Genomic DNA, 11690 nt, shown 5'->3' with positions numbered 1-11690 from the left:
GAAAAAAGCCAAGAAAGCTTCTGCTTAACAATGGACTTCGTAGAATAAACCCGCCGAGAGCGGGTTTTTTTATTTCCCCTTCATACTTCAGCCCACAGAGGCGTTGTCTGCCAGGGCGAGCACAAAAGCATATTCCAGCGCGATATCTTCGTAAGCTTTGAATCGTCCGGATTTCCCGCCGTGGCCGGAATCCATATCGGTATGCATTAACAACAGGTTATCGTCGGTTTTGAGCTCGCGTAATTTTGCTACCCATTTTGCTGGCTCCCAGTATTGTACCTGCGAATCATGCAAGCCGGTGGTGACCAGCATATGCGGATAGGCCTGTGCGCGAACCTGATCATACGGGCTGTATTGCAGCATATAATCATAATATGCTTTGTCGTTCGGGTTGCCCCACTCGTCATATTCACCGGTGGTCAGGGGAATGGATTCATCAAGCATGGTGGTCACCACGTCAACGAACGGCACCTGCGCTACAATGCCGTGATACAACTCTGGCGCCTGATTAACGATCCCCCCCATCAGCAATCCACCCGCACTGCCGCCCATGGCGTAAACCTGTCCGGCGTCACCGTAGCCTTCCGCGACCAGTTCTTTGGTCACATCAATGAAGTCATGGAATGTGTTAAGTTTATTGAACAGCTTGCCATCGTCATACCATTGCTGGCCCAGTTCTGCGCCACCGCGGATGTGCGCCAGTGCGAAAACAAATCCTCTGTCGAGTAAACTCAGGCGGCTCCCGCTGAAAGCCGGATCCATACTGCTGCCATAGGATCCGTAACCGTAAACCAGTAACGGGTTTTCATTCGGCTTGAACAGTTCACGGCGATACACCAGTGACACCGGGACTTTCACTCCGTCACGGGCCGTAACCCAGACACGTTCGCTACGATAATTTGCCGCATCAAAATCTTTCACTTCCTGCTGCTTGAGCAACGTACGGTCATGCGTATCCAGATCGAGTTCAAACAGTGAGCTCGGCATAGTCATTGAAGAGTAACCATAGCGCAGCAATGCGGTGTCCGGATCGGGGTTATACGCCAGCCAGGTGGTATAGGTCGGATCGTCAAATGCCAGCGATTTTTCTTCCCCTGTTTTCCAGTGAATCTGACGCAACTGCGTCAGTCCCTGATGGCGTTCTTCCACCACCAGCCAGTCACGGAACAGGCTGAAGCCTTCAAGCATCACTTCGATACGCGGCGCAATCAGCGTTTGCCAGCGGGCTTCGACACCGTCTTCGCTTTTATATAAGCCGAAGTTTTTGCCATCTTTATTAGAGCGGATGTAAAAATGCCCGAGGTAATGATCGAGAGCATATTCATGATCTTTACGGCGCGAGAGGAATACCTGTGGTTTAGCCTGCGGATCATCGGCATCGAGCAGCAGTATCTCTGAGGTTGTGGTGCTGTCCAGATGGATCAGGATATATTTTTCTGACGTGGTTTTATCCAGTCCGACGTAAAACGTATCGTCTTTTTCTTCATATACCAGCTTGTCAGTTTTCGGATCGGTGCCGATCACGTGCCGGTAAACCTGATACGGCAACAGGGTTTTCTTATGTTTGCGGACGTAATACAGCGTTTGTGAATCGTTCGCCCACTCACTGCTGCCGGAGGTGTTTTTCAGCAGATCCTCCGTCCAGGTTTCATCATCGAGCTTTTTGATGCGGATGTCATACTGGCGGCGGGAAAGAAAATCTTCCGCCACCGCCATCAGCTGATTATCAGGGCTGATATCGAGACCGCCCAGCGTGTAAAACTCGCTGTCTTTGGCCCGCTCATTACCATCGATCAGCGTGCTCCAATTTTCATATTCTGCTGCAGGCTGGCGCAGATAAATGGCGTATTCGTTGCCCGGCTCATAACGGGTCTGATAGCGGTAACCATGTTTGACGTAGGGAACGGAATGATCCTGTTGCGCGATGCGTGCAACCATTTCGCCGTACAGGGTTTCGCGCAATGCCTGATGCGGTTGCATGGCCAGCCCGGTAAATTCGTTTTCGGCCGTCAGATAAGCCAGAACCTGAGGATCGGCGCGGTCATCATCACGCAGCCAGTAATAATTATCGACACGGTCATCGCCGTGGACGCTCAAAATTTGCGGGCGTTTTTCAGCCTTTGGAGGTGTCATCATCTCGGGATCTCTTTGTCCTCTTTGTGGTGTGATAAGAGTGACAGGTTTAGACGGGGAAACCAAGAGACGTCGATGCAGGGGAAATAATGCGTCCGCGAAGAAATCACGGACGCAATCAGAGCCTTAATACCGGCTATAACGGCGCGCTATAGCTGATTTCGCCTATCTGGCAGTTAAGGGTTACCTGGTAGGTTTTATCTGTGTGATCACCGCGCACGGTTAACGGGACATTCCATTTTGCATTACTGCCGCTGATGCTGTCAGTCACCACCCAGGCCACCGGCGTGGACGTCCCAAGCGCTTTTTTATCTGCATCCCAGCGCGGGATACGGTTTTGCAGGAAATCACGTTTAACCAGAGCAGCCACATCCTCTTTGGTTGCCGTGGAACAAGGCGTTACGGTTGCCGTTCTCACTTCAGGCTCATCAGCCTGCGCAATCTGGCTCAGCCCGCTCATGCCTGCCGCTGCGACCACAACGCCCAAGATTATCTTTTTCATCGTTCGTCTTCCCAGTCTTTGTCGTTCATTCAGTTGACCCTGCCGGACAATATCCCTACATAACGCATGGTCATAATGTGCGTTAGTTAATATAATCCTCAACAAGGCAATAACACAACATTAACAATAAGACGCCCGACATAAAGCGAAAAGAAACGCTGTTAACGCAAGATAATGGCTTTGCAGTTTTTGCCTTTGATCTTCCCTTCCTGCAAACGTTGCAACGCCTTCTTCGCGCTCTTCTGACGAATCGCAACGTAAGCGTGAACTGGGAACATATCAATTTTTCCTACTTCAGCGGCGGTCAGCCCGGCATCACCGGTCAGCGCGCCCAAAATATCACCGGGGCGGATTTTGGCTTTACGGCCACCGTCAATGCATAACGTTGCCATTTCAGGATCAAGCGCCACCGGGGCCGCGGCCAGGGCCTGAGCGGCTGGCTGCCAGGTAAAGCGCTGACGCGTATAATCTTCCAGCGCTGTCACACGCGGCATCTCCTGCGGCGTGACCAGGCTGACTGCCAGTCCGCGGGTGCCTGCACGGCCGGTACGGCCCACGCGGTGAACATGAACTTCCGGGTCGAAAGACAGTTCGTAATTAATGACCAGACCCAACTGTTTGATATCCAGCCCGCGCGCGGCAACGTCTGTCGCCACCAGTACGCGGCAACTGCCGTTGGAGAACCGCACCAGTACGCGGTCGCGGTCGCGCTGCTCAAGGTCGCCGTTCAGCGCCAGGGCGCTGATGCCTTTCGCTGTCAGGGCGTCACACACCTCCTGACAGTCGCGTTTAGTGTTACAGAACACTACGCAGGAAGCAGGCTGATGCTGATACAGCACGGCGGCCAGCAGCAATAAACGCTGATGTTTGTCGGCTTCGATGAAAATCTGCTGGATATCCGCAATGTCATCTTCGCCTTCGATTTCTACTTTCAACGGCTGACGCTGGAATTTAGAACTGATACGCTCAATACCGTCGGGATAGGTAGCTGAAAACAGCAACGTCTGACGATCCTGCGGTGTATAACTGACCACATCTTCAATATCTTCGCTAAAACCCATATCCAGCATACGGTCCGCTTCATCCAGCACCAGCACTTTCAGTTCGTCCAGTTTCAGCGTGCCTTTACGCAGGTGCTCCTGAATACGGCCCGGCGTACCCACCACAATGTGTGGCGGATGGACCAGCGATTCAAGCTGTGGCCCGATAGCCTGACCGCCGCACAGAGTGAGGATTTTGATGTTTTGGGTAAAACGCGCCAGACGGCGTAATTCTTTGCTGACCTGATCGGCCAGTTCACGTGTCGGACACAGCACCAGCGCCTGAGCAACAAACTGCGAAACAATAATGCTGTTCAGTAAACCGATACCGAAAGCGGCTGTTTTACCGCTGCCGGTTTTGGCTTTGGCGCGGACATCCTGCCCCTGCAGGATGGCGGGCAATGATGCTTCCTGAATCGGGGTCATTTCGGTGTAACCCAGTTCATTCAGGTTAGAAAGTTGCTCAGCGGGCAATGTCAGGACAGAAAAGGAATGCGTGCTCAAGGCGATAACTCTTTATGTGAGGCAAAAATCGGGGCAGCGGCAGGAAACCTGGCGCCATGGTTTGGCTAAATGATAACAGAGACGCCCGCCGGCTGCCTTAACCGACAGAAAATGGCTAAAAAAATCCTGTAAATTCCGCTTTTATTCCACGCCTGAATCAATCAATGGCACTGCGCAATCGTTTTCGCTGGCAATAATTTCAGATATACTTTGCACCGAAATTCTTATTTTCCCTCACACAGATCTGGGTACGAAGCTATGTTAACCATTGGTACTGCACTGCGCACCGGCGCCACCCGCGTCATGTTATTAGGCTCTGGCGAACTGGGCAAAGAAGTGGCAATTGAATGCCAGCGTCTTGGTCTGGAAGTGATTGCGGTTGATCGCTACGCCGATGCACCTGCGATGCAGGTTGCCCATCGCAGCCATGTTATTAACATGCTGGACGGCGATGCACTGAAACAGGTTATCGAAAGCGAACGCCCTGATTTTATCGTGCCGGAAATCGAAGCGATTGCCACCAGCATGCTGGTCGAGCTGGAAAAACGGGGCCACAACGTCGTGCCTTGTGCTGAAGCAACCCGCCTGACCATGAACCGCGAAGGCATCCGTCGTCTGGCAGCCGAAACGCTGAATCTGCCCACCTCCACTTATCAGTTTGCTGATGATGAAGCCTCTTTCCGTCAGGCGATCGACGCCATCGGCTACCCGTGTATTATCAAGCCGGTAATGAGTTCTTCAGGCAAAGGTCAGAGCCTGATCCGCGGGGCTGATCAGTTGCAGCCGGCGTGGGATTACGCCCAGCAAGGCGGCCGTGCAGGCGGCGGACGTGTCATTGTTGAGGGTCTGGTGAAATTTGATTTTGAAATCACCCTGCTGACTATCAGCGCCGTGGACGGCATTCATTTCTGTGCCCCTATCGGACACCGTCAGGAAGACGGCGATTACCGCGAATCCTGGCAGCCGCAGCAAATGACAGATCTGGCATTGCAACGCGCCAGGGATATCGCCGAGAAAGTCGTAAAAGCGCTGGGCGGTAAAGGTCTGTTTGGCGTTGAACTGTTTGTATGTGGCGATGATGTGATCTTCAGCGAAGTATCCCCCCGTCCGCACGACACCGGTATGGTGACGCTGATTTCTCAGGATTTGTCAGAGTTCGCCCTGCATGTGCGCGCATTCCTCGGCCTGCCGGTGGGCCATATCCGCCAGTTCGGCCCTTCCGCTTCTGCCGTTATTCTGCCGGAACTGACCAGCAGCAACGTGACGTTTACCGGCCTGGAAAATGCACTGACCGGTTACAACCAGATCCGTCTGTTCGGTAAGCCGGAAATCAGCGGCAAGCGTCGTCTGGGTGTGGCGCTGGCAATTGCGGACAACGTTGAGGACGCCGTGGAACAGGCCAAACAGGCTGCGGCTGCGGTAGTCGTTAAAGGCTAAGCCATTTCCGACGCTGAGATGAAAAAAAACCGGACGCCTGAAAAGGGTCCGGTTTTTCTTTGCGGGAAAGAAGCTCCCCCGGCTCAGTACTTATTCGTCTTCGTCATCAAAAATGACGGTCACACGGTCGCCTTTATGCGTTTCGCGAATTTCTTCTGCTACGGTCGCAATGGCTTCGCCGCTGCTCATACCGGTTTCCATTAACTGGCGGATACGATCGGCGGCCTGTTCTTGTTCATGATGTGATAATGAAGGCATACCTGTCAGCATGGGGGTGTCCTGTTGTACGGGTGATAATGAAAGCCCGCGCAGTGCGGGGTTGCACAGTATACGCCTTATTAACGCAAATCGCCTGCGCTGCTTTCAGGCAGCCCGATCTGTGTTAGGATCCGAGAAAATACGTCATTGCGCCAGAGAAACCCGTATCCGTCATGCAATCCGCTCAGCCCGTTGTTTTCCATTCACTACCCTATCAGCCCGACGCATTAACCGAAGGGTTTGCGCCGCTTTCAGTTTTGCCATGGGCCATGTTGCTGCATTCCGGTTCGGCACAGCATCAGCATAATCGTTTCGATATTCTGGTCGCCGATCCGCTGATCACGCTCACCACACGTGGCGCGATAACACAGATTGAGCACAACGGCATGACCGAAACGCGGGAAGAAGATCCGTTTGCATTACTGGAAGAGCAACTGACGGTAGCCGGTTTACAGGCAGAACGTACCGCAGATTTTCCTTTTCTGGGCGGTGCACTGGGCCTGTTTGGTTATGATCTGGGACGTCGTATAGAAACACTGCCGGAAACGGCTGCGCGGGATATTAACCTGCCGGATATGGCGGTGGGGATTTATAACTGGGCCCTGATTGCTGATCACCATTTACAGCGTCTGACGCTGATTTGTCACGGTGACATTTCTGAACGTTTAGGTTGGCTGACAGAGTATCAGCGCCCCGCTGCTCCCCGGGCATTTTTCCGTTTACATGCGCCATGGCGGGCGAATATGTGCCGTGAGGAATACGGTGAAAAATTCCGTAAGATTCAGGAATACATTCACAGCGGTGATTGCTACCAGATTAACCTGGCACAACGGTTTTCAACAGAATACAGTGGCGACGAATGGCAGGCTTTCCTGCGCCTCAGTCAGGCTAACCGTGCCCCTTTCTCCGCATTTCTGCGTCTCGCGGAAAATGCCGTTCTTTGTCTTTCACCTGAGCGTTTTATCTGGCTTAAAGACGGGCAGATCCAGACCCGGCCAATTAAAGGTACTATGCCCCGCTGCGCAGATCCGACTGAGGATGCACGGCAGGCAGAACGGCTGGCCGCATCGGAAAAGGATCGTGCCGAAAACCTGATGATTGTCGATTTGCTGCGTAATGACATTGGTCGCGTGGCGATACCCGGCAGTGTAAGGGTCCCGGAACTGTTTGTAGTCGAGCCCTTCCCCGCCGTACACCATCTGGTCAGCACTGTCACCGCACGTTTGCCTGAAACCTGTCACGCCAGCGCCTTGCTGCGTGCCTGTTTCCCCGGCGGCTCGATTACCGGTGCACCCAAAGTACGCGCCATGGAAATCATCGAGGAACTTGAACCACAACGGCGCAACGGCTATTGCGGCAGCATTGCGTATCTGAGCTGCTGCGGCACGATGGACAGCAACATTACCATCCGCACGCTGCTCACCGCGCAGGGTAAAATTTACTGCTGGGCGGGCGGCGGGATCGTCGCAGACAGTCAGGAACAGGCGGAATATCAGGAAACTTTTGATAAAATCGCCCGTATTCTGCCCGAATTAGGAGACATACAGCCGTGACGCTGCAGGCACAACACACGCCCTTACCGACGTTTTCACCTGCTGTGGAAGATTTCATTCTGCGTTTTCAGTTGCAGCCGCCGCGCAGGCCCGCTGCAGCCTTGCGCGGAACCCGCCATGCTGCTGTGTTGATACCGATTATCTGCCGTCCGGAACCCACCCTTTTACTGACGCGCCGCGCCGATCAGTTGCGTAAACACCCTGGTCAGGTAGCGTTTCCGGGGGGTGCAGCAGATGCGACCGATGCATCCATTATTGCGACCGCATTACGTGAAGCACATGAAGAGGTCGCGATCCCGCCTGAACAGGTTTATGTATTAGGAACATTATCACCGCAGGACAGCAGCAGCGGTTTCCAGGTCACACCGGTTATCGGACTGCTGCCTGTGGATGTTCCGCTACATCCGGCTGAAGATGAAGTTGCCGAATTGTTTGAAATGCCGTTGCGGGAAGCGTTTGATCTGACACGTTATTACCCTCTGGATATTCACCGCCGAGGCATTCATCACCGGGTGTATCTATCCTGGTATCAGCAGCAATTTGTCTGGGGACTGACGGCGGGAATCATTCGTCAGTTGGCCCGGCAGGTTGAAGCCTGAGCCCGCTGATTACATTTCGATCACACTTTTGCATCAAATAAGTTTATTTCATGCGAAAAATGAAACTTTTGCCTCTCAGCCCTTTTAAACTATAAGTCTATCCATAGGAATAAGAGACCCGTCCATAAAGACAGTCTCTGATGTTTTTTCATTTATGGAAGCCAGGGATCCCGTTCCCTGCCGCAATCTATTACAGGAGTATTCGACGTGATTAGCGTTTTCGACATGTTCAAGGTCGGGATTGGCCCTTCCAGTTCCCACACTTTGGGCCCGATGAAAGCAGGGAAACAGTTCGCTGATGATCTGCTGGAAAAGGGCATGATGCCTGCCGTTACGCGTGTCGCCGTGGACGTTTTTGGTTCTTTGTCACTCACCGGTAAAGGCCACCACACTGATATCGCCATTATTTTAGGTCTGGCGGGTAACCAGCCAGATACCGTCGACATCGACGGCATTCCCCATTTTATCCGCGACGTTGAGCAACGAGAGCGCCTGCCGCTGGGCGGAACCCACCATGAAGTCGATTTCCCACGCGATACCGGTATGGTGTTCCGCGGGGAGAATTTGCCACGCCATGAAAACGCCATGCAGATTCACGCTTTTGCTGGCGACAAAATGATTTACAGCAAGACCTATTACTCAGTCGGCGGCGGCTTTATCGTTGATGACGAGCATTTCGGTCAGCCGGTGCTGGATGAAGTGACCGTGCCCTACAGCTTTAATTCGGCCAGCGAAATGCTGGCAAAATGTAAAGAAACCGGATTGTCATTATCCGGTCTGATGATGAAGAATGAGCTGGCGCAGCACAGTAAGCAGGACATTGAGCAGTATTTTGAGAAAATCTGGCACACCATGCAGGCCTGTATTGATCGCGGCCTGAACACCGAAGGCGTTCTGCCCGGCCCGCTGCGGGTACCGCGTCGGGCTTCTGCCCTGCGCCGGATGCTGGTGTCTAACGATAAACTCTCCAGTGATCCGATGAACGTGATCGACTGGGTGAATATGTTTGCCCTCGCGGTTAACGAAGAAAACGCGGCAGGCGGACGTGTCGTGACGGCACCAACCAATGGCGCATGCGGCATTGTGCCTGCGGTGCTGGCGTATTATGACCAGTTCATTCAGTCGGTCAGTCCGGACATTTATCTGCGCTATTTCCTGACTTCCGGCGCTATCGGTATCTTGTATAAAATGAACGCATCGATTTCAGGCGCAGAAGTCGGCTGTCAGGGTGAAGTCGGGGTAGCCTGTTCAATGGCGGCGGCAGGCCTGACGGAATTGTTGGGCGGCAGCCCGGAACAGGTGTGTGTCGCGGCCGAAATTGGTATGGAACATAATCTGGGATTAACCTGTGACCCGGTTGCCGGACAGGTTCAGGTGCCCTGCATAGAACGCAATGCTATCGCGTCAGTAAAAGCCATTAACGCTGCCAGAATGGCGTTACGCCGTACCAGTGAGCCGAGAGTTTCACTGGATAAAGTCATTGAGACGATGTATGAAACCGGTAAGGATATGAATTCCAAATACCGGGAAACCTCACGCGGGGGTCTGGCGATTAAGGTTCAGTGCGACTGATTCGGTCAAAAATGAGATTTTCCTGCGGTATGTTCAGGTTGTATAATTTTCGACCTGCTTACCACAGGAAATACCCCCTGGCGGGTAGCCAGCAGCAATAAAACCTTCGCTAACAACAACCCGTTGTATTATCAATAAAAAAGGGTAGTGAGACTTGCATTATACCCTGCAGGTACGGCATGCTGATTTCCGCCTGTTTTTCCCAGTCCGAACCTCTTCTTATTACATCTGCTAAATGTTGGAAATGGCCAGGAAAAACCCAAGTGACACTGTCACCTGCACTATTTTTTTGATTTGAACAGAGAAATATACGGAGTTTGCTGCAACTCAGGCCGGGCGGCAGACGATTTACAGCGACTCTCTATAAAAACGAAATGGCTGTTACGCATCGGTAACCCTTTAAAAATAATAATTTTGAGCCTGCATTTAACACGGGATAAAAGGATTAGAACGATGCTGTTCTCCCAGACCGGACTTGCGAAATATCGTTACTATCGCATTGCGCTCGCCAGTGCGATGGGAATATGTACGCTGCTTCTCACGCTGGGCATTCGTATCTACGAACAAGCTCAGGTTATCGCCAAAGATCAGCAGCGGGTAGCGTTTCACACCGTTGAAAAACTGGAAAAATTGCTTGAGCCCGCATCTCCGGCCAGCAAAGTAATGCCTTTCGATACCACGCTCAGCTGTAACGTGCTGCAGCCCTTGTTGCAACAAACCGTTGCACGGATGCAAACATTGCGTTCAATCAGTCTCGTCAGCAACGGCATTATTACTTGTTCAAGCCTGGTAGGTTCGCTGGATCTCAATTTTAACGACACCCTGCCTGCGTTCGCACAAGGCAAAACCCAGCTTGAGTTACGCGCGTCGAAATGGAGCCGTGTCGATACACCGACGCTGGTTTTATGGCATCCGGCGGCACCGGATAATCTTAACGGCGAACTGTTTATCTATAACATCGGCATCTTGTCGAATTTCCTGCTGGAACCCCAACCACCTTATGCCAGCCACATAGTCCTCAACGTCGGGCAGCGAAATCTCGAATACGGCAAAAAGGCCATCGCCAGTTCCAGCGCCTTGCCGCAACCGCCTCTGCTGAGTGTCCGCTCGGGAAAATATGATTTTTCGGTCTCTATTTATGGAGATCAAGCCAGCACCCTGGCATGGAAGGAACTCTTTTCACATCTGCCGCTGTCAGTTCTGATAAGCCTGCTGACAGCTACAGCCGTTTATCTGTTCTCAGGCAGCCGCATCAGCCTGGCTTATCCGATCAGCCACGGCATTTCCAAGCGCGAGTTTAAAGTCTATTGCCAGCCCATTATCAACAGCACGGACGGCCGCTGTATCGGGGTGGAAACGCTGATGCGCTGGAAGAACCGCCGTCAGGAATGGGTATCGCCTGACGTATTTATCCCTCTGGCTGAACAGCACGGCTTAATCATTGCACTGACACGCTATCTTATTAAGACAGTCGCTGAAAATTTGTCAGTCTTTCCTGCAACGCCGGGTTTTTACGTCAGTATCAATGTTGCAGCACAGCACTTCACGAATATGGAAATTGTTGATGACATCCGAAAGCTGTGGCTTCCGGCGCAGCCATCAGTTTCTCTCATGCTGGAACTGACGGAGCGGACACGGTTACAGGAATTACGTGCTGCCGAAATTTCACAATTAAAAGAAATGGGAATTCTGCTGGCCATTGATGATTTCGGGACAGGCCACAGTTCACTGAGCTATTTAAAAACCCTTAATCCCGATGTGCTGAAAATCGATCAGGCTTTTACGGCTTCAATTGGCACGGATGCGATTAACGCAACCGTCACGGATACCATCATCACGCTGGCGCAGCGCCTCAATTTGAAGCTGATTGCCGAAGGTGTGGAAACCCGTGAGCAGGTGGATTATCTGCGTGAGCGCAGGGTTGACTCCTTACAGGGCTATTATTTTGCCCGCCCGATGCCTATTGATGTGTTCCCGATCTGGCTTGAGCGGTATAAAAAATCAAGGCAGAACATGGAATTGCAGGATAAGACAGATCCGACCTGAAGACGAAAAACAGTTTTATCCGACGCAAAAAAACGGCGACCTGAGT

9 protein-coding genes are annotated in these 11690 nt (G+C 52.4%); 5 read left to right on the top strand and 4 right to left on the bottom strand.

Annotation, left to right across the window (positions count from 1 at the left end):
• Positions 1-87 precede the first annotated feature (87 nt).
• The 3 genes from J1785_RS08970 to dbpA form a co-directional block, all read right to left on the bottom strand.
• Positions 88-2136: a S9 family peptidase gene (locus tag J1785_RS08970; protein ID WP_217219256.1), complete on the bottom strand. Its 2049-nt coding sequence runs from the start codon at positions 2134-2136 to the stop codon at positions 88-90.
• 133 nt (positions 2137-2269) lie between these two features.
• Positions 2270-2635, bottom strand: coding sequence for a protein YebF (yebF, locus tag J1785_RS08965; protein WP_129951776.1), 366 nt, complete (start codon positions 2633-2635; stop codon positions 2270-2272).
• A gap of 161 nt (positions 2636-2796) precedes the next feature.
• Positions 2797-4179 carry an ATP-dependent RNA helicase DbpA gene (gene dbpA, locus J1785_RS08960; RefSeq protein WP_217219255.1) on the bottom strand — a complete coding sequence of 461 codons (1383 nt, stop codon included), beginning with the start codon at positions 4177-4179 and terminating at the stop codon, positions 2797-2799.
• A gap of 258 nt (positions 4180-4437) precedes the next feature.
• On the opposite strand from dbpA, the gene purT reads away from it, so the two are divergent.
• Complete coding sequence (gene purT / locus J1785_RS08955; RefSeq protein ID WP_129951778.1) at positions 4438-5616, top strand: formate-dependent phosphoribosylglycinamide formyltransferase; 1179 nt, start codon at positions 4438-4440, stop codon at positions 5614-5616.
• 90 nt (positions 5617-5706) lie between these two features.
• On the opposite strand, the gene J1785_RS08950 is transcribed toward purT, so the two are convergent.
• Positions 5707-5886, bottom strand: a complete 180-nt coding sequence (locus J1785_RS08950; protein ID WP_129951779.1) for a YoaH family protein — start codon at positions 5884-5886, stop codon at positions 5707-5709.
• A gap of 161 nt (positions 5887-6047) precedes the next feature.
• On the opposite strand from J1785_RS08950, the gene pabB reads away from it, so the two are divergent.
• The 4 genes from pabB (at position 6048) to J1785_RS08930 (ending at position 11644) form a co-directional block, all read left to right on the top strand.
• Positions 6048-7427, top strand: a complete 1380-nt coding sequence (gene pabB / locus J1785_RS08945; RefSeq protein WP_129990497.1) for an aminodeoxychorismate synthase component 1 — start codon at positions 6048-6050, stop codon at positions 7425-7427.
• A complete protein-coding gene (locus J1785_RS08940) occupies positions 7424-8026 on the top strand; it encodes a CoA pyrophosphatase (RefSeq protein ID WP_129951781.1) in 603 nt (200 codons plus the stop codon). The genes pabB and J1785_RS08940 overlap by 4 nt, the downstream gene beginning before the upstream one ends.
• Positions 8027-8233: 207 nt before the next feature.
• On the top strand, positions 8234-9598 hold the full coding sequence (locus tag J1785_RS08935; protein ID WP_129951782.1) for an L-serine ammonia-lyase: 1365 nt from the start codon (positions 8234-8236) through the stop codon (positions 9596-9598).
• Positions 9599-10051: 453 nt separating this feature from the next.
• Entirely contained in the window at positions 10052-11644 is a 1593-nt protein-coding gene (locus J1785_RS08930; RefSeq protein ID WP_217219254.1) for an EAL domain-containing protein, read from the top strand.
• The last annotated feature ends 46 nt before the right edge of the window (positions 11645-11690 follow it).

It is taken from the genome of Rahnella perminowiae (genome assembly GCF_019049755.1).
Taxonomy (GTDB): Bacteria; Pseudomonadota; Gammaproteobacteria; order Enterobacterales; family Enterobacteriaceae; genus Rahnella; species Rahnella perminowiae.
The sequence above is the reverse complement of the archived record's forward strand: the minus strand, read 5'-3'. Positions and strand labels throughout refer to the sequence as shown.